This is a genomic window from Nocardia abscessus (assembly GCF_015477775.1).
In the GTDB taxonomy this organism is placed as follows: Bacteria; Actinomycetota; Actinomycetes; order Mycobacteriales; family Mycobacteriaceae; genus Nocardia; species Nocardia abscessus_A.
Genome location: NZ_JADLQO010000001.1, coordinates 773,408 through 791,704 on the forward strand (window position 1 = coordinate 773,408; position 18,297 = coordinate 791,704).

Consider the following 18,297-nt stretch of genomic DNA (forward strand, 5'->3'; position numbering starts at 1 on the left):
GCCGTCTTCCCCTGGTCCACGACGGTGACGCAAGATCCTGTCGGTTACGAAAAGTAACTGACCGAGAAGGGATCCCGATCGTGAACGCAGGAAAGAAGGCCGTGGTAACCGGCGGCACGCACGGCATGGGGCTGGCCATCGTGGAGGCGCTGCTCGCCGAGGGGGTGGAGGTCGTGCTCACCGGCCGCAACGAGCACACGCTGGAGCAGGCGCGCGCCCGCCTGTCCGGTCGGCCGGCTCATGTCGTGCGGTCGGACGCGGCGAGTGCGGCCGATATCGCGGCGCTCGGCGAGCTCGTCGAACAGCGACTCGGCCGCGTCGACGCACTGTTCGTCAACCACGGCACCGCGGAGTTCCAGACACTGGACGCCGCCACCGAGGAGTCGTTCGACCGGCAATTCACCGTCAACACCAAAGGCGCGTTCTTCACCGTCCAGCGGTTGGCCCCGCTGCTGAGTGAGGGCGGCTCGATCGTCTTCACCACCGTCGCCAACGACGTCGTATTCCCTGGACTCAGTGCGTATTCCGGTTCGAAAGAAGCACTGCGGGCGATCGCCCAGGTGCTGGCGGCCGAGTTGCTGCCACGCCGGATCAGGGTGAACTCGGTGGCGCCCGGGTTCATCGAGACGCCGACGATGGGCGTGGTCGGGCTGACCGAACAGCAGCGGGCCGAATTCCTGGAGCAGGGTGAGCGCAGTACGCCGTTGCGGCGCAACGGAACTGTGGACGAGGTGGCGAAGGCCGCACTGTTCCTTGCCTTCGACGCCACGTTCACCACGGGCGTCGAACTTCCGGTCGACGGTGGTTGGGGGCAGGGACTCGGGGTGGCCGGGGCGGACGCCGAGGCGGCGGCATGACCCAGAAGGTGACGTCGTTCGCGGAGATCGAGGCGGAGTTCGACGCCTACGTCGGGCGGATCGTGTACTCGACCATGGTGACGGTGGACAAGCGGAACCGGCCGCGCACCAGGGTGCTGATCCCGATCTGGGAAAACGTGGACGGTCGCCCGCTCGGTTGGCTGGGAACCTATCGGACGCCGGTCAAAGCGGCGCACATCGCGAACAATCCGCATGTCAACTTCTCCTACTGGGCGCAGGGCACCAACAACTCGGTCGCGATCGACGCGACCGCGGAGTGGGTCGACACCCCCGAGATCCGGCAGCGGGTGTGGGAGTTGTACCGCAAGACGAGTCCGCGTGGCGCCGGCTACGACCTCGGGCAGTTCTGGCGATCGCCGCAGGATCCCCAACTTCAGATCCTGCGATTGGAGCCGTGGCGCGTCCAGGTGATCCGGGGCATGGATCTGCGCAGCCGGATTTGGCAGGCGCCCTCCGCGTAGGGGCGGACGCTCGGCCGAGGCCGCCCCGGTCGGTCGCCGCTCGGTTACCGTGCTGAGGTGGATACTCTGCTCGATTTCCTGGTGACCGAGCCGGTGGCGACGGCGCCGCTCGACGATGTCGCCTCGGCGTGGACGCGACACCGCGTGGCCGCGAGTCGATTCGAACAGCCGGTGGAGGTGGCGATCGCGGGCGGTTTCGGCGCCGATCGGCTCGGGTTCGCCTTCCTGTCCGGTTATCAGGAGGCGCTGCGCACGCTGATTCCGGACCTGCCGGACGACGAACTGGTCGCGATGTGCGCGACCGAGGAGGGCGGCGGTCACCCCGCCGCGATCCGCGCCACGCTCACCGAACGGGACGGCGTCTGGGTGGTCAACGGGACGAAGTCGTTCGCGACCATGGGTTCCTTCGCGCGGCGGCTGGTGGTGATAGCCGGCGTCGGCACTTCGTCCGACGGGCGAAACATGCTGCGCGCCTGCGAGATCGAGGCTCACGCTGCCGGGGTGCACCGGACCGATCACCCCGCGCTGCCGTTCGCGCCCGAGATTCCGCACGCTTCGGTCGTGCTGACCGACGTGCCCGCGCGCGTGCTTCCCGGCGACGGGTATCTGGACTACCTCAAGCCGTTCCGCACGATCGAGGACATCCACGTGCTCGCCGCCACTTTGGGCTGGCTGCTGCGGGTGGCGCGAGCGTCGGACTGGCCGCAGGCCGGCAGGCAGCGGCTGCTGACCCTGGTGGCCGCCGTACGCGGCCTGGACATCGATGCGCCGAGTTCCCCCGGTGTCCACATCGCACTCGGCGGCCTCTTCGAAATGTTCGGTGATCTGCTGGCCGAACTCGAGTCGCTGTGGCAGATGGCCGACCCGGTGATCAGGCAGCGGTGGGAGCGAGACCGGCCACTGCTCGCGACCGCTGGACGCGTGCGCGGCCAACGGCTGGCCACCGCGTGGCGTGCGGTCGAACCAGCCGGAACAGGGGCCTGACCTGGCCCGAAAATCCTGGCCCGAAAATCCTGGCCCGGAAATGGGGAGCGGGCCTCGGCGAAGGGGGGGAGTTAGCCGAGGCCCGCGTAGGGTCGGCCCGGGGGGGAGGGGCCGACGTGAACGATGCTACTCGATGATGTGCGGTTGCGTGTGCGTGGGGACTACCACTTTCCAACTTTTTTCGGGCGGGATTACTTTCCGGATCGCTGGTAGCCGACACCACCGGTTGGGCGGGCGCTCGCGCCGATCCGCACCGTTGGCCCGATATTTGCCAAAATCCTTGGCGAGCAAGCTGTTCCGTGCTGCTATGCCGACGTGACCTGCTACGGCACCGGTCGTTGTGAACCATGCCGACCGGTCGCCGTACGACAAATTCCGCGCAGGCTTCGGGCGTGTCGACCGGGTGTGCCGCGTGTCGTGACGCGGGCGCGGCATCGAAACTTGTCGGAGGCCGATGCGAACATGCGTTCGTGTCCACCATCTCGGCTGTTCGGGCGGAACGCACCGCCTCGGCGCAGCGTCGCGCGCTCGAGCTTCCTTTATCCGAGTACAGGTCTCACGTGATTCGGGTAGTCGGCTACGCACGCTTCGACCCCGAGGCACGCGGGATCATCGAACCGGTCGCATTCCGGTCCAGTACCCCCGAGCACTACTGGATCGGAATGCGGCCTTCTCGCGTGATGCGATTTCCCCGGTCGTCGGCGGCCCGCCGGAACAAATCGGATGAATTTGTCGGTGGCCGGGACAATACTGACTCGGGTATCGGCCGGTCACCCGATCCAGCGAATTGATCGGCGCCCGGAAACCCTGGCGTCGTCCGCCGACCACAGAGAACTCATCAACCTCAGGAGAATCATGCCCGACGCAATAGTCGCCGAGGGTCTGGTCAAAAGATATGGCCAGCTGGTGGCCCTCGACGGACTCGATCTGCGGGTCCCGGAAGGAACCGTCACCGCACTGCTCGGACCCAACGGCGCAGGTAAGACCACCACCGTCCGCGTGTTCACCACCCTGCTCGTGCCGGATGCCGGACACGCGACGGTCGCGGGAATCGACGTGCTGCGCGATCCGCAGGCGTTGCGCTCGCACATCGGGGCGTCGGGGCAGTACGCCGCGGTCGACGAATACCTCACCGGTTTCGAGAATTTGGAAATGGTGGGACGTCTTTATCACATGGGCGTGCAGCGGAGTAAGGAACGCGCGCGCGAATTGCTCGAACGATTCCGGCTCACCGAGGCCGCGGACCGGCCGGTCAAAGGCTACTCCGGCGGCATGCGGCGTCGCCTCGACCTGGCCGGCGCGCTGGTCGCGAATCCGCCCGTCCTGTTTCTCGACGAGCCGACCACCGGACTGGATCCCCGTGCGCGCCTGGACCTTTGGGACGTCATCGAGGAACTGGTCGCGGGCGGGACCACGTTGCTGCTCACCACCCAGTACATGGAGGAGGCCGACCGGCTCGCCGACTCCATCGCCGTGATCGACCACGGCAAGGTGATCGCCAAGGGCACCGCGGACGAACTCAAGACCATGGTCGGCGGCGACCGCATCGAGCTGACCGTTGACCGCGCGGAGAATCTCGGCACGGCCGAGGCCGCGCTGAAGAGCCTGGCCGACGGCGAGATCCATCTCGAGCCGGGATTGCGCAGGATCATCGTCCCGGTCGCCGACGGATCACAGGCGCTGGTCGAGGCGGTCGGACGGCTGGCCGAGCACAACGTGCAGATCCACGATGTCGGCCTGCGGCGCCCGTCGCTGGACGACGTCTTCCTCACCCTCACCGGTCATGAAGCGGTGACCACCGCGGACGGTGCCGGGGCGAACGACAAGCTGGAAGCTACGGAAGGAACGATCCGATGACCGCGACGGCCCCGGCCCTGGCACGGCCCTCGCTGGGCGAGCGACTGTCCATCGTGGTCAGCGACAGCGTGACCATCGCGAAACGCAATGTCATCAAGATCAAGCGGGTACCCGACGTCCTGATCTTCTCCACGCTCTCGCCGATCATGTTCGTGCTGTTGTTCGCCTACGTCTTCGGCGCGGCCATCGACGTGCCGGGTCTGTCCGGTGGCTACCGCGAGTTCCTCATCGCGGGCATCTTCGCGCAGACCGTAGTGTTCGGCGCGACGTTCACCGGCGCGGGCCTGGCCGAGGACATGCAGAAGGGCATCATCGACCGGTTCCGCTCGCTGCCGATGGCCTCGTCGGCGGTGCTGGTCGGCCGCACGATCAGCGACGTGGTGATCAATGTGGTGAGCCTGACGGTCATGTCGGTGACCGGTCTGGCCGTCGGCTGGCGGATCCGCGGATCGTTCCTGGACGCGGTGCTGGCCTACATCCTGCTGCTGTTGTTCGCCTACGCGGTGTCCTGGATCATGGCCGTGGTCGGTCTGCTGGTGCGGGCGCCCGAGGTGTTCAACAACGCCAGCTTCATGGTGATCTTCCCGCTCACCTTCATCGCCAACACGTTCGTCCCCAGCGAAAAACTGCCCACCGTACTGCGGGTTATCGCGGAATGGAACCCGGTGTCGGCACTCACTCAGGCGACCCGCGATCTGTTCGGTAACACCAATCCGCTCGCACCGACGCCGGAAGCCTGGTCGCTGCGGCATCCCGTCATCACCTCCCTGGTCTGGGTGGTGGTGATTCTGGTGGTGTTCGTGCCGCTGGCTCTGCGTCAGTACAAGAAGACCGTCAGTCGCTGACCGGCGACACTCGGATCAGCGATCGTGCTCCGCGCCGGCTTCCGCCAAAGAGGTCGGCGCGGAGCCGTTGCGGGAGTATCCGATGCGCGGTGGCGCCGGGGCAGGTTCGGGCTGCTGCGGCCTGCGGGTGCGGATCAAATAGGCCACGCCACCGGCCAGTGCGACGGCAGCCGCGACGATGAGCCGGTTACGTGAACGCGAAGAGACATGCAGGCGCCCCGAGGTCATGGGAACCACTCTATGCACAGCCCGGCGATTCGCGCAGGAGTCCCAGCTCACAGCGCGGTCCGGCCCAGTTCCGCGGCCTCGTCGCAGACCGTGGCACGATGGGCGGCGTGACCTCACCGAATCAGACATCCGTGGCAACGCTGCACACGAATCACGGCGATATCAAGCTCTCGCTCTTCGGTAACCACGCGCCCAAGACGGTCCGCAATTTCCTAGGTCTCGCCGACGGTTCGGCGCCGTACACCACCGCGAACGCCAGCGGCGGCAGTAGCGGCCCGTTCTATGACGGTGCCCTGTTCCATCGCGTGATGGCCGGCTTCATGATTCAGGGTGGCGACCCCACCGGTACCGGTCGTGGCGGCCCCGGCTACGAATTCGGTGACGAGTTCCACCCCGAGCTGCGCTTCGACCGGGGTTACCTGCTGGCGATGGCCAACGCGGGGCCGGGCACCAACGGCTCACAGTTCTTCATCACCGTCGGCCGTCAGCCGCACCTCAACCGCAAGCACACGATCTTCGGTGAAGTGGTGGACCCGGATTCCCGGAAGGTCGTCGACGCGATCGCGACCACCAAGACCGATCGCAACGACCGGCCCATGGAGCCCGTCGTCATCACCAAGATCACGATCGAATGAGACTATGAATCCCCAGCCGCCCGCACCTACGTGCGTCCGCCATCCGAATCGCCCGACCGGCCTGGCCTGCACGCGGTGCGGGCGGCCGTCCTGTGCCGAGTGCCTGCGTCCCGCGGCTGTCGGCCAGCACTGTGTCGACTGTCTGCGTGCGGATCAGCGCAGCGTCGCCCCGGTGCGGACGGTCTCGGGCGCAGCCACGGCCCGGACGGCCGCGCCCTACGTGACCTACGGGCTGATCGCGATCAATCTGGTGATCTACGCGATCACCGCGGCGCAGGCGAAGAGCCTGATGGACAACCAGCGGGGTTCCGCGCTGTTCCTGGACTGGGTGCTGTGGGCGCCGGCCGTCGCGGCCGGCGAATGGTGGCGAGTGCTCGGCTCCGGGTTCTTGCACTACGGTCCGATCCACCTGCTGCTCAACATGTTCGCCCTGTACGTGGTGGGCCGGGACGCCGAGTTGGTGCTCGGGCGGTTGCGCTATCTCGCCGTGTACCTGGTGTCGCTGCTCGGTGGATCGGCCGGAGTCATGCTGTTCGCGCAGAACAGTCTCACGGCGGGGGCGTCCGGCGCGGTGTACGGCATGTTCGGTGCGATCACAGTCATTCTCATCCGGTTGCGGCAGAACCCGAATCAGATGCTCATCCTCATCGGCATCAATGTCTTCATCAGCTTCTCGCTGCCCGGCATCTCGCTCTGGGGGCATCTCGGTGGTCTGGCCGCGGGCACGCTCGCGACGCTCGGCATCCTGTTCCTGCCTGCTTGGCTGCGGGTGAAGACTCCGGAGGCGGCACGGGCGGTCGGCTGGGTGTCCGTGGCGGTGCTCGCGATCGCGGCGCTGGCGTTGGTGTCGGTGGGCGCTATCACTTCCACTGCCTGACACCGGGATTCGCTTCACGTGAAACATTCGCGTCCGGGTGCGCCGACGACCCGGATGCGAGTCAGCGGGTCTTGTCCTCGGTGAGTCGGAGCGCTTCGACCAGGTCGTGGTACACGATCTCCGGGTTGACGCCCAGATCCCAGCGGCCGAAGATCAGCAGCCGCTCCGCGCCGTCGCGCTCGACGTCGAGCTCCAGCATGGGCATCTTGCGCCCTAGGCGCCGGTAGCTCACCACGCGGGCACGGACGATCTGATCGGGGGCGTATTCGTCGGCCCCGGTCAGCGTGCGCACCACCAAGCGAGGTCGCGCACCGGACACGACGGACAGCCGCGGGCGTTGCCGGAATCCGAGCCCGGCCAGGACGAGCAGGCCGACGGCTGCCAGCCCGACGAGCAGGCGACTGGCCGCCTCGCTGGTGAGGATCGCGGCGATGGCCAGCGCAAGGCCACCGACCATGACGGCGACGAGCGCGGCTGTGGGCGTGGTCCAGGCCAGGCTCGGCTCAGCGTGCTCTCGTGGGCCGGGGACCTCGGGCTCCGGACTCACAGCACTTTCCCATCGCTCCTCGAGTTGTCCACAGGCTCATCCACAGGTGTGCATGAATGACACGTCTGTAATCCGTGTCGCGCCACGCTCAGCGCCAGCGCATCGTCATGATCAGGCCCACCACCATCAGGCCGAAGCCGATCAGGAAGTTCCAGGCGTTGAGGTCGTTCATCCAGCTGATCTGCTCGGCCGCCAAGTAGTAGACGAGCAGCCAGACCAGCCCGGCGAGCATGAACCCGAGCATGATGGCGACGTACCAGACCGGAGACGGCCCAGCCTTCACCTTCACCGGGGTCCGGCTGGCGGGGTTGATCGTATAGTCGGTCTTCTTACGGACCTTCGACTTGGGCATGACGTCCTCGTATTCGGCGGCAGGTCGTGGTCTCTAGGCTATCCCAACAGGTAATGGATGCGACGCGGTGCCGTGCCGGGACGTAATCTCGATGCCATGCGTGTTCTGGTCGTCGACAATTACGACAGCTTCGTCTTCAACCTGGTGCAGTACCTCGGTCAGCTGGGTGTCGAGGCCGTCGTATGGCGCAACGACGATCCGAACCTCGCCGACGTGGGCGCGGTCGTGCGCGACTTCGACGGCATCCTGATCAGCCCAGGTCCCGGTACCCCGGACCGGGCGGGCGCCAGCATCCCGTTGGTGCGCGCCTGCGCCGAGCAAAATGTTCCGCTGCTCGGCGTGTGCCTCGGCCACCAGGCGATCGGCGAGGCGTTCGGCGCCACCGTCACCAGGGCTCCCGAGTTGTTGCACGGGAAGACCAGCGAGGTCTTCCACATCGGCGCAGGCGTGCTGGCCGGTCTGCCCGACCCGTTCACCGCCACGCGATACCACTCGCTCACCGTGGTCGAGGACACCTTGCCGGAGGAGATCGAGGTGCTCGGACGCACCGAGAGCGGGATCGTGATGGCTATGCGTCATCGCACGCTGCCCATCCACGGCGTGCAGTTCCATCCGGAATCGGTGCTGACCCAGGGTGGGCACCGGATGCTGGCGAACTGGCTCGGCGTGTGCGGGAAACGTCCGGCCGAGGGCTTGGTGCAGACGCTGGAGGCGGAGGTCGCCGCGCTGGTGCTGCAGTGACCCGTCCACATGTGCTGCTGTCGGTGGCGATGAGCATCGACGGGTACATCGATGACGCGAGCCCCGAGCGGCTGCGGCTGTCGGATGCGGCGGACTTCGATAGGGTCGACCAGGTCCGCGCGGACTCCGACGCCATCCTGATCGGAGCGCAGACGTTGCGCAGCGACAATCCGCGGCTGCTGGTCGACAGCGCCGATCGCAGGGCGATTCGCGTCGCGGCGGGCAAGCCGGAGTATCCGCTGAAGGTGACGGTTTCGGCGAGCGGCGACCTGGATCCCGGGCTGCGGTTCTGGCACCACGGCGGCGACAAGCTCGTCTACACCACCGAGGCAGGCGCGGCGAGACTCGCCACCCGGCTGTCCGGGCTGGCCGAAGTGGTGGCTCTCGGCGCCGAACTCGACTTCGGTGCGCTGCTGAACGATTTGGGCAGACGAGGTGTCGGCCGCCTCATGGTGGAGGGCGGCACTCGCATCCACACCGCCTTTCTCGCTGCCGATCTGGCCGACGAACTGCACCTCGCGGTCGCCCCCATCCTGGTCGGCGACGTCGCGGCCCCTCGCTTTCTCGACCCGGCCGACTTTCCGGGCGCGCCCCATCGCAGGATGCGGCTCACCGGCGTGACGCAAGTGGGCGACGTCGCGGTGTTGCGCTATCTACCGAAGGCCGAGCCGGACTGACGCCGGTGCCATACGTCGACGATCGACGTATGTGCCACGGCGCTGGAGGCGAGCGAACCGCGGACGACCGTCGGCCGTCCGCGGCCCGAACTCGCCCGGCATTCCGGCCCGGCCGCTGTGCGCCGAACGGTCCGGCCCTGCCGAGCGGGAGCCGCCTTCGGTAACGGCGCGAAGTGCTCGTGTGGACGCGGAGGGTGATCGGTGAACTACCTCCGCGCCGGTCCTGAATTCAGGGGCGTCCGTAGACGGCGGTCACGAATTCGCCGAGCTGGTTGTCGTCCAGGTGCCTGGCCAGGTCCGCCTCGCTGATCATGCCGACCAGCCGCTTGTTCTCGATCACCGGCATGCGCTTGACCCGGTTGCTTTCCATCTCATCGAGAACTTCCTCGATGTCGGCGTTGGCGTCGACCCACCGCGGCGTCGCTTCGCACAGTTCATCGACCCTGCAGGCCGATGGGGTCTTGCCCTGCGCGATGCACTTCACGACGATGTCGCGGTCGGTGACGATGCCGCACATCCGCTCGTTCTCGTCCGAGACGATCAAAGACCCGACGTTGAGTTCGGCCATGGTTCGTGCGGCCTGCTCGATGGTCGTGTCCTTCGGAATCCACTGAACGCCGGGTTTCATGATGTCCCTGGCAGTGGTCATGAGCTACCTCCTCGTGCTCAGCTGCGCTGATTGGGATGGAGCAGCATCATTCTCCCGCAATTCACACCGGATGGTCTCGTTTTCTCGATACCAGCGACATGGCCGGTCACGGCGGGCCGAGCACCCCCACACCCACCAGGATGGCGGCGTTCTTCTGGAGCGAACTGCCCGCGGACGGTTGCTGGCTGAGGATGCGGCCGACATTGCCCGCGTCGAAGGTGCCCTGTGGAGACTGGCTGATCTGGCTGGTGCTACCGGTCCACCCTTCCGCGCGCAGCTTCTCCACCGCCTGCGAAACGGTGAGACCGATCAGCGACGGCATCTTCAGATCACCCGCGGACACCTGGATGGTGACCGTGGAGCCTTTCTCCGCGTTGCTGCCGCCCGCCGGACTGGAAGCGACCACTTCGCCCTTGGGCTTGGAGGACTGCACCTCTTGGACGACCACCTTGAAGCCGTTGCCCTCGACGTTGGGCTGTGCCACGTCGATCATCTGGCCGACGACGTACGGAACGCGGACCGCTTCCGGGCCGGTGCCGATCGTGACGACGACTTCCCAGTCGACGTCGACCTTCGAACCCGGCGACGGGTTCTGCTCGATCACCTGATCCTTCTCGGCGGTGCTCGACGGTTTGCGCTCGACGTTCGGATTGATCCGCAGGCCTTTGGAGTTCAACACCTGCTCGGCTTGCTCCTGGGTCAGTCCCGTGAGCTTCGGCACCTGGACCTGCGCGGGCCCGGAGGACACCTGGACGGTGACCGTGCTGCCCTCATCGATCCGTGAGCCGCCGAGGGGCTGGGTCGCGATCACGTTGCCCGTGGCGACCTTGCTGTCTGGCTTCTGCTGGATCGCCACCGTGAAGCCGAGCTTCTGCAACGCGTCCTGCGCCTGCTGCGAGGACTTGTTGGACAAGTCGGGAACGGCGACCTGGTCCGGTCGGCTTCCCGGCCCGAGCAGCACCCAGAACAGCGCGAACACCACGGCGACCGCCGCGACGGCGCCGAGCGCGATATAGGCGGTCCGGCGTCGGCCGTTCGGCTCGGCCGGATCCTGCTCGGCGGTGTCGTCGTCGCGCTCGACGGTGCGGTAGGTGCGTGGCGCGGGTTCGTCCGAGCCCATGATGGTGGTGCGATCCTCGTCGGTCATCACCATCGGCGCGATGGGCTTCTGGCCGCCGAGCACCCGGATCAGGTCCGCGCGCATCTCGGCGGCGGTCTGGTACCGGTTGGCCGGGTTCTTGCTCATCGCCTTGAGCACCACCGAGTCCAGCTCGCGCGGTACCCCGGAGTGCACGTGCGACGGCAGCCGCGGGTCTTCCCGGACGTGCTGGTAGGCGACGGCGACCGGCGAGTCACCCGTGAAAGGCGGCTCGCCGGTGAGGATTTCGAACAGCACACAGCCGACGGAGTAGACGTCCGAACGGGCGTCCACCGTCTCGCCGCGCGCCTGTTCCGGCGAGAGGTACTGCGCGGTGCCGATCACCGCCGCGGTCTGCGTCATCGGGTTGGAGCTGTCGGCGATCGCGCGCGCGATGCCGAAGTCCATCACCTTCACCGCGCCCGCCCGGTTGATCATGATGTTCGCGGGCTTCATATCGCGATGCACGATCCCGGCCTTGTGGCTGAAATCCAGCGCCGCGCACACGTCCGCGACGACTTCCATCGCGCGGCGCGGCGGCAGCGGTCCCTTGCCGCGCACGATGTCGCGCAGGGTGTCGCCGTCCACGTACTCCATCACGATGTACGGCAGCGGGCCGCCGTCCACCTCGGCTTCGCCGGTGTCGTATACCGCGACGATGGCCGGATGGTTGAGCGCGGCGGCGTTCTGCGCTTCGCGCTTGAACCGGAGATAGAAGGTGGGGTCGCGGGCCAGGTCCGCCCGCAGCACTTTGATCGCCACGTCCCGGCTCAGCCGGATATCGCGCGCCTTGTGCACTTCGGACATACCGCCGAACCCGATGATCTCGCCAAGCTCGTAGCGAGACGAGAGATTCTTCGGGGTCGTCATGGCAGTCCTTGCGAAGAAGTAGCGGGTCCGCTGCGGGTGGCCGAAGGCCCACGGGCACCGGGAATCTCCGGGAATGGTAGGTCGAGGGTCGGAACGCGCGGCCGGGTGGTGGTGCTGGGCGCGGTGGTCGTCGGCTTCGTCGTGCTCGGTGCCGTGGTGGTGGGCGGCGGGGTGGTCGTCGTCGGCTCCGGTGTCGTGGTCTTCGGCTCGGTAGTGGGCGGTTCGTAGGTCTCGGTGTCCACCGGCGGAGGTGCGGGCTTGGGGGTGGTGGTGCTGGCCACCGGCGGGGCGGGCTTGGGGTTCGGCGCGATCGTCGTGGTGGGTGACGGCGTCGAATCCGGGTTGGTGTCCCCGCCGAACAGCAGGAAGATCGTGAGCGCGCCGAGCAGCACGGCGCCGATGCCCAGACCCGCCAACCATTTCTGTGTCGAGGTGAACCGATTGCCGTCGCCGGGCGGCAGATCGCCCGTCGCGCCACGGCTCAGCACGGTGGCCGGAGCGGCGACCGTGCCCGCGCGATTCGCCGCGCCCACCGAGCCTGCCGCGGGCGTCGAGTAGCGCACCGTCGCACCGTCGAAGTCGCTCGGCGTGGAGGGGATCACGGCGGTCGGGCCGGGCGGGAGCACCCGCGTGGCGCCGGTCAGGGGCGCGGCGGGGTGGGCGCCGCTCGGCGACGGCGGACGACGACCCGCGCGCACCGCGGCGACCGCGTCGGCGAACTCGCCACCGCTGGCGTAACGGCGCGCGGGGTCCTTCTCCATCGTGATCTCGATCAGTTCGCGCACGTTGCCGGGAAGATCGGCCGGCATCGGGGGCGGGGTCTCGCGAACGTGCTTCATCGCGACGGTGATCGCACCGTCGCCGGTGAACGGGCGCTGTCCGGCCAGCGCCTCGTAACCGACCACCGCGAGCGAGTAGACGTCGCTGGCCGCGGTGGCGTCCTCGCCGACCGCCTGTTCCGGTGCGATGTACTGGGCGGTGCCCATCACCATGCCGGTCTTGGTCACCGGGGAGGCGTCCACCGCTTTGGCGATGCCGAAGTCGGTGATCTTCACCTGGCCGGTCGGCGTGACCAGGATGTTGCCCGGTTTCACGTCGCGGTGCACGACGCCCGCGCGGTGCGCCACCTCCAGCGCGCGCCCGGTCTGCTCGAGCAGGTCGAGGCCTTGCGCCACCGACAGCCTGCCGAGCCGGTTGAGCACGGTGTTCAGCGGCTCGCCCTGCACGAATTCCATGACCAGGTAGGCGATCTCGCTGCCCTGCGGGTCGATGGTCTCGCCGTAGTCGTAGATCCCCGCGATACCGGGGTGATTCAGCTGGGCGGTGGTCTTCGCCTCGGTGCGGAATCGATGCCGGAACGTCGGGTCGGCCGAGAACTCCGACTTCAGCACCTTGACCGCGACCCTGCGGTCGAGCCTGGTGTCCAACGCTTCCCAGACCTGGCCCATGCCGCCGGTCGCGATCAACCGCTGCAGCCGGTACCGGTCGGCGATCATCGCACCGTTGTTCAGCATCGAGGTCCCCGTACCTTCACTCGCACATCCATATCGTTCAGCCCCCTCGAAGACCGGCGTTCAGGACCGCGCGAGCCACCGGCGCGGCCACCGAGCCACCGGTCGCGGCAAGCGCCCGGTCCCCGCCGTTCTCCACGATCACCGCGATGGCGATCTTCGGGTTCTGCGCGGGTGCGAACGCGATATACCAAGCGTGCGGCGGCGTGGTGCGCGGGTTGGACCCGTGCTCCGCGGTGCCGGTCTTGGACGCGATCTGATAAGGGGTCTGGCCACCTCCGGCGGTGTTGCTCTCCGACGCGATCATCAGGTTGGTCAGGGTCGACGCTACCTCGGCGCTGACGGCCTGGCCGACCGAGACCGGCTTGGTCTTGGTCAGCTCGCTCAGGTCCGGGCCCTGCAACTGATCGACCAGGTAGGGCTCCATGCGGACGCCGCCGTTGGCGATGGTCGCGGCGACGACCGCGTTCTGCAGCGGGGTCAACGCGACGTCGCGCTGCCCGATGCTGCTCTGGGCCAGCGCGGCCTCGTCGGCGATCGGGCCGACGGTGCTCTCCGCCACCGGCATCGGGATCCCGCGGTGCGGGCCGACACCGAACGCGGCCGCTTCGTCCTTGAGTTTCGCGGCGCCCACCTTCAGCCCCAGTTCGGCGAACGCGGTGTTGCACGAGCGCCGGAACGCCTCGAACAGCGAAGCGGTCGGGTTGGGACCGCACGTGGAGCCGTTGTAGTTCTCCATCGGGACGGTGGTGCCGGGCGGCGTGAAATTCGGCGCGGCGGTGAACTGGTCGTCGGGAGTCGCGAGGCCGTTGGCCAGCGCGGCGGCGGTGACCACGACCTTGAACGTGGACCCGGGCGGGTAGGTCTGGGAGATGGCGCGATTCAACATGGGATGGCGCGGATCCGCACTCAGGGTTTCCCATGCCTGGGTGCCGCGTGCGCCGTCGTGCCCGGACAACCGGTTCGGGTCGTAGCTCGGCGTGGACACCATGGTGAGGATCTTGCCGGTGCTCGGCTCGATCGCCACCACCGAGCCGGTGTAGTCCTTGCTGGTCAGCTGGTCGTAGGCGACCTGCTGCATCACCGGGTCGAGCGTGGTGAGCACGTTGCCGCCGCGCGGATCCCGGCCGGAGATCAGGTCGACGAGGCGGCTGCCGAACAACTGACTGTCGGAGCCGTTGAGCACCGAGTCCTCGGCGCGCTCCAGCCCGGTGCTGCCGTACTGCATCGAGTAGAAACCCGTCGCGGGCGCGTACGCCTCCGGCTCGGTCGGGTAGGTGCGCAGGTACTTGTAGCGGTCGTCGGTCGCGATCGAGCTGGCCAGCACGGTGCCGCCCGCCGAGATCTGCCCGCGCTGGCGGGAGTACTCGTCCAGCAGCACGCGGGAGTTGCGTGGATCGGAGCGCAGGTCGTCGGCCTTGATCACCTGCACGTACGTGGCGTTCGCCAGCAGCGCGACGACCATCACCATCACCGCGACGGCGACTCGGCGTAGTGGAGTGTTCATGTCAGGGGCCCCGCTTCCGGTCGTCCCGCATCGCGCCGCAGCAGTTCGGTCTGCGCGTCGGCGAGCGGTGCCGGCTCCTTCTTGCGCACCGGGGCGGGCGCGCGGGCGGCGTCGGAAATCTTGATCAGCAACGCCAGCAACGCGTAGTTCGCCAACAGCGAGGACCCACCGTAGGACATGAACGGGGTGGTGAGGCCGGTCAGCGGAATCAGCTTGGTCACACCGCCGACCACGACGAACAGCTGGATCGCGATGGTGAACGACAGGCCGGCCGCGAGCAGCTTGCCGAAGCTGTCACGCACGGCGAGGGCGGTGCGCAACCCGCGCACCACGAACACCAGGAACAGCACCAGCACCGCGGTGAGCCCGATCAGCCCGAGTTCCTCGCCGATGGTGGTGACGATGAAGTCGGTCTTGGCGAACGGCACCTGGTTGGGCCTGCCGCTGCCGAGGCCGGTCCCGGCAAGCCCGCCGGTGGCCAGGCCGAACAGCGACTGGGAGATCTGATAGCCGGTGTTGTTGTAGTCCTCGAACGGGTGCAGCCAGGTCTCCACCCGGACCCGCACGTGGCCGAACAGCCGGTAGGCGAACAGGAATCCGAGGGCGAGCAGTCCGCCGCCGATGACCAGCCAGCCGACCCGTTCGGTGGCGATGTAGAGCATCACCAGCACGGTGCTGAAGATCAGCAGCGAGGTGCCGAGATCCTTCTCGAACACCAGCACGCCGATGCAGACGATCCAGACGGCCAGGATCGGGCCGAGGTCGCGGCCGCGCGGGAACTCCATGCCGAGCACGTGCCGCCCGGCGGCGGTGAACAGCTCACGCTTGGCGACCAGCACCGAGGCGAAGAAGATGATCAGCAGGATCTTCGCGAACTCGCCGGGCTGAACGCTGAAACCGGGCAGCCGAATCCAGATCTTCGCGCCGTTGGTCTCGGAGAACGCGCTGGGCAGCAGAGCGGGGATGGCCAGCGCGACAAGGCCGATCAGGCCGAGGGTGTAGCTGTAGCGGGCCAGCGTGCGGTAGTCGCGCAGGGCGATCAGCAGCGTGATGAACACCAGCGTGCCCAGCGCGGTCCACAGGATCTGCTGGGTGGCGTCGGGGGAGGGGGTCGCCCACGAGTTGTAGGCGGCGGTCTGCTGGTCGGCCAGGTCGAGCCGGTGGATGAGCACCAGGCCGAGGCCGTTGAGCAGCGCGACGATGGGCAGCAGCAGCGGATCGGCGAACGGAGCGAACCGCCGGACGGCCAGGTGCGCGATCGCGAACAACGCGAGGTAGGCCAGCCCGTACTTGGCGATGTCCCAGGTGATCGACTGTTCCTGACTGGCCTCGACCAGGAACAGGGACACGGTGGTGATCACCGCCGCAGCCGCGAGCAGCAACAGTTCGACGTTTCGTCTGGTGCTCGGCGGTGGCGCGGGAGCGAAGCCGCCCGGGGGACTGGGGAAAGCTCCAGCCGACGGCGGTGCCGGCGCGGACATCAGTCCGTCACCCGGCAGCTCTCCCCCGTGGTCTGGGGGGTCGGCGATGTGCTCGACGGCGTGGCAGGAGCCTCCGACTTCGTCGGCGTCTTGATCTCGGTGCCCCTGGCGTCACCCTGCTCCGGTGCGGGCGCACCGGTGGCGGGCGGGGGCTGAGCGCCGTTTGGCGCGGGCGGTGCGGGCTCGGTGGACGGGACGACCCCGGGCTGCGGCGCCGCTTCCTTGACCGGGCAGGGCGGCAGCAGTTCGCGCTGGGCGAGGTAGGTCATCGAGTCTCTGGCCTTGTCCAGCGAACCCGGCGGCAACCCCTTGTCCACCTGATCGCGGCCGGTCTGCTTCAGATCGCTGACCCGCAGCGGCTTGCACGAGGACGGCACGTCCTGGCCGGGCTCGGACAAGGTGAGTTCACCGTTGCGGGTCACGCACCCGACCAGGTTCACGTCGTGGATGGAGTAGCCGAGGATCGACCCGGGCAGCCCGCGCAGGATGACGACCGAACCGTCGTCCGCGCCGACGTAGTAGTTGCTGCGGATCATCTTGTAGCCGACGACGAGCCCCACGCAGACCGCGACGACGAGCGCCAGCGCGAGCACGATCCAGCGCAGCCGGTGCGACTTCTTCGCGGGCGGCTCGGGCGCGGCGGCGGCTCGGCGCGGCGCGGCGCGCGGCGGACGCAGGGCGGAGGCCCGGCCCGCGGCGGTGTTCGGCGGCGGGCTGTCCTCATCGACGCCGGACGCGGCGCCCGCCACGATCGGGTGGCTCTGGCCGTAGTCCAGATCGATGACGTCGGCCACCACGACGGTCACGTTGTCGGGACCACCGCTGCGCAGCGCCAGCTCGATGAGCCGGTCGGCGCACTCGTCGGTGCTGCCCTCGCGCATCGTGTTCGCGATGGTCTCGTCGCTCACCACGTCGGAGAGACCGTCGGAGCACAGCAGGTAGCGGTCACCCGCGCGCGATTCGCGCATGATCAGCGTCGGCTCGATCTCGTTGCCGGTGAGCGCGCGCATGATCAGCGAACGCTGCGGGTGCGTGTGCGCCTGCTCCGGTGTGATCCTGCCCTCGTCGACCAGCGACTGGACGAACGTGTCGTCCCGGGTGATCTGGGTGAGCTCGCCGCCGCGCAGCAGATAGGCGCGCGAGTCGCCGATGTGCACGAGACCGAGTTTCTTGCCCGCGAACAGGATTGCGGTGAGCGTGGTGCCCATGCCGTCGAGCTCGGGCTCCTCCTCGACCTGATCGGCGATGGCGGCGTTGCCTTCTCGGGTCGCCGCGTCGAGCTTGCCGAGCAGATCGTCGCCGGGTTCGTCGTCGTCGAGATGGGCGAGCGCGGCGATCATCAACTGGGACGCGACTTCTCCCGCGGCATGGCCGCCCATGCCGTCGGCGAGCGCGAGCAGCCGTGCGCCCGCGTACACGGAGTCTTCGTTGTTGCCTCGGACGAGACCGCGGTCGCTGCGCGCTGCGTAGCGGAGAACAAGTGTCACGATCGCAGCTCGATCACTGTCTTGCCGACACGGACGGGCGTGCCGAGCGGAACTCGGACCGCGGTGGTGACTTTCGCGCGATCGAGGTAGGTGCCGTTCGTCGAGCCGAGGTCTTCCACGTACCAGTCGTCACCACGCGGCGACAGTCGCGCATGTCTGGTCGAGGCGTAATCATCGGTGAGTACCAGCGTGGAATCATCCGCACGCCCGATCAGCACCGGTTGGGTGCCGAGCGAGATGCGGGTGCCGGCGAGTGAACCCTGAGTCACCACAAGAAATTTGGCGCCCTTCTGGCCCCGGCTGAAGGATGGCAGCACCGCGGAACCGCGCGCGGCCCTGGGCTGAATCCGAATGCCGGATGCCGCGTAGATGTCGCTGCGCAACGTGCGCAGCACAGCCCACACGAACAACCACAACAGCAGCAGGAACCCCGCACGGGTCAATTGCAGGATGAGTCCCTGCACGGCGCTCCACCTCCTGTTCGACCGTGTACGTAGGTGCGGTTCGACCACCCCCACCAGCCTGCTGGTCTTGCCGGCCCCGATGTCGGCGCCGCGCGTGTGTTGGCAGCA

19 protein-coding genes are annotated in these 18,297 nt (G+C 67.9%); 9 read left to right on the forward strand and 10 right to left on the reverse strand.

Features of this window, described 5'->3' with window-relative positions; translation table 11 throughout:
* Positions 1-80 precede the first annotated feature (80 nt).
* The 5 genes from IU450_RS03640 (at position 81) to IU450_RS03660 (ending at position 5,025) form a co-directional block, all read left to right on the forward strand.
* A complete protein-coding gene (locus tag IU450_RS03640) occupies positions 81-857 on the forward strand; it encodes an SDR family oxidoreductase (RefSeq protein ID WP_324197515.1) in 777 nt (258 codons plus the stop codon).
* On the forward strand, positions 854-1,339 hold the full coding sequence (locus IU450_RS03645) for a pyridoxamine 5'-phosphate oxidase family protein (protein WP_195148305.1): 486 nt from the start codon (positions 854-856) through the stop codon (positions 1,337-1,339). Before IU450_RS03640 ends, IU450_RS03645 begins: the two co-directional genes overlap by 4 nt.
* A 57-nt stretch (positions 1,340-1,396) precedes the next feature.
* Entirely contained in the window at positions 1,397-2,323 is a 927-nt protein-coding gene (locus tag IU450_RS03650) for an acyl-CoA dehydrogenase family protein (RefSeq protein WP_195148306.1), read from the forward strand.
* An 855-nt stretch (positions 2,324-3,178) separates the two neighbouring features.
* Positions 3,179-4,180 (forward strand): ATP-binding cassette domain-containing protein, encoded by a 1,002-nt coding sequence (locus tag IU450_RS03655; protein ID WP_195148307.1) that lies wholly within the window; start codon positions 3,179-3,181, stop codon positions 4,178-4,180.
* Positions 4,177-5,025 carry an ABC transporter permease gene (locus tag IU450_RS03660; protein ID WP_195148308.1) on the forward strand — a complete coding sequence of 283 codons (849 nt, stop codon included), beginning with the start codon at positions 4,177-4,179 and terminating at the stop codon, positions 5,023-5,025. The genes IU450_RS03655 and IU450_RS03660 overlap by 4 nt, the downstream gene beginning before the upstream one ends.
* A gap of 15 nt (positions 5,026-5,040) precedes the next feature.
* On the opposite strand, the gene IU450_RS03665 is transcribed toward IU450_RS03660, so the two are convergent.
* Positions 5,041-5,253 (reverse strand): hypothetical protein, encoded by a 213-nt coding sequence (locus IU450_RS03665; protein ID WP_195148309.1) that lies wholly within the window; start codon positions 5,251-5,253, stop codon positions 5,041-5,043.
* 107 nt (positions 5,254-5,360) lie between these two features.
* On the opposite strand from IU450_RS03665, the gene IU450_RS03670 reads away from it, so the two are divergent.
* A complete protein-coding gene (locus tag IU450_RS03670; RefSeq protein ID WP_324197516.1) occupies positions 5,361-5,888 on the forward strand; it encodes a peptidylprolyl isomerase in 528 nt (175 codons plus the stop codon).
* 4 nt (positions 5,889-5,892) lie between these two features.
* Entirely contained in the window at positions 5,893-6,765 is an 873-nt protein-coding gene (locus tag IU450_RS03675) for a rhomboid family intramembrane serine protease (RefSeq protein WP_195148311.1), read from the forward strand.
* Positions 6,766-6,826: 61 nt separating this feature from the next.
* Here the strand turns inward: IU450_RS03675 and IU450_RS03680 are convergent, their stop codons facing one another.
* Both IU450_RS03680 and crgA read right to left on the reverse strand, forming a co-directional pair.
* Positions 6,827-7,222 (reverse strand): PH domain-containing protein, encoded by a 396-nt coding sequence (locus IU450_RS03680; protein ID WP_195148679.1) that lies wholly within the window; start codon positions 7,220-7,222, stop codon positions 6,827-6,829.
* 178 nt (positions 7,223-7,400) lie between these two features.
* Complete coding sequence (gene crgA / locus IU450_RS03685) at positions 7,401-7,664, reverse strand: cell division protein CrgA (protein ID WP_040871406.1); 264 nt, start codon at positions 7,662-7,664, stop codon at positions 7,401-7,403.
* 96 nt (positions 7,665-7,760) lie between these two features.
* On the opposite strand from crgA, the gene IU450_RS03690 reads away from it, so the two are divergent.
* Positions 7,761-8,405 (forward strand): aminodeoxychorismate/anthranilate synthase component II, encoded by a 645-nt coding sequence (locus IU450_RS03690; protein ID WP_195148312.1) that lies wholly within the window; start codon positions 7,761-7,763, stop codon positions 8,403-8,405.
* Positions 8,402-9,082 carry a RibD family protein gene (locus IU450_RS03695; protein WP_195148313.1) on the forward strand — a complete coding sequence of 227 codons (681 nt, stop codon included), beginning with the start codon at positions 8,402-8,404 and terminating at the stop codon, positions 9,080-9,082. Before IU450_RS03690 ends, IU450_RS03695 begins: the two co-directional genes overlap by 4 nt.
* A gap of 229 nt (positions 9,083-9,311) precedes the next feature.
* Here the strand turns inward: IU450_RS03695 and IU450_RS03700 are convergent, their stop codons facing one another.
* The 7 genes from IU450_RS03700 to IU450_RS03730 all read right to left on the reverse strand — a co-directional run bounded on the left by IU450_RS03700 (position 9,312) and on the right by IU450_RS03730 (position 18,189).
* Positions 9,312-9,731 carry a CBS domain-containing protein gene (locus IU450_RS03700; protein WP_195148314.1) on the reverse strand — a complete coding sequence of 140 codons (420 nt, stop codon included), beginning with the start codon at positions 9,729-9,731 and terminating at the stop codon, positions 9,312-9,314.
* A gap of 106 nt (positions 9,732-9,837) precedes the next feature.
* Entirely contained in the window at positions 9,838-11,739 is a 1,902-nt protein-coding gene (gene pknB / locus IU450_RS03705; protein WP_195148315.1) for a Stk1 family PASTA domain-containing Ser/Thr kinase, read from the reverse strand.
* Positions 11,736-13,253 carry a protein kinase domain-containing protein gene (locus IU450_RS03710; RefSeq protein ID WP_195148316.1) on the reverse strand — a complete coding sequence of 506 codons (1,518 nt, stop codon included), beginning with the start codon at positions 13,251-13,253 and terminating at the stop codon, positions 11,736-11,738. The genes pknB and IU450_RS03710 overlap by 4 nt, the downstream gene beginning before the upstream one ends.
* Positions 13,254-13,290: 37 nt before the next feature.
* Positions 13,291-14,757: a peptidoglycan D,D-transpeptidase FtsI family protein gene (locus IU450_RS03715; protein WP_195148317.1), complete on the reverse strand. Its 1,467-nt coding sequence runs from the start codon at positions 14,755-14,757 to the stop codon at positions 13,291-13,293.
* Positions 14,754-16,238 carry an FtsW/RodA/SpoVE family cell cycle protein gene (locus IU450_RS03720; RefSeq protein ID WP_195148318.1) on the reverse strand — a complete coding sequence of 495 codons (1,485 nt, stop codon included), beginning with the start codon at positions 16,236-16,238 and terminating at the stop codon, positions 14,754-14,756. The genes IU450_RS03715 and IU450_RS03720 overlap by 4 nt, the downstream gene beginning before the upstream one ends.
* The gene (locus IU450_RS03725) at positions 16,238-17,725 is read right to left on the reverse strand and encodes a PP2C family protein-serine/threonine phosphatase (protein WP_195148319.1); all 1,488 of its coding nucleotides are present in this window, start codon (positions 17,723-17,725) and stop codon (positions 16,238-16,240) included. The genes IU450_RS03720 and IU450_RS03725 overlap by 1 nt, the downstream gene beginning before the upstream one ends.
* Positions 17,722-18,189 carry an FHA domain-containing protein FhaB/FipA gene (locus IU450_RS03730; protein WP_014980860.1) on the reverse strand — a complete coding sequence of 156 codons (468 nt, stop codon included), beginning with the start codon at positions 18,187-18,189 and terminating at the stop codon, positions 17,722-17,724. Before IU450_RS03730 ends, IU450_RS03725 begins: the two co-directional genes overlap by 4 nt.
* Positions 18,190-18,297 lie beyond the last annotated feature (108 nt).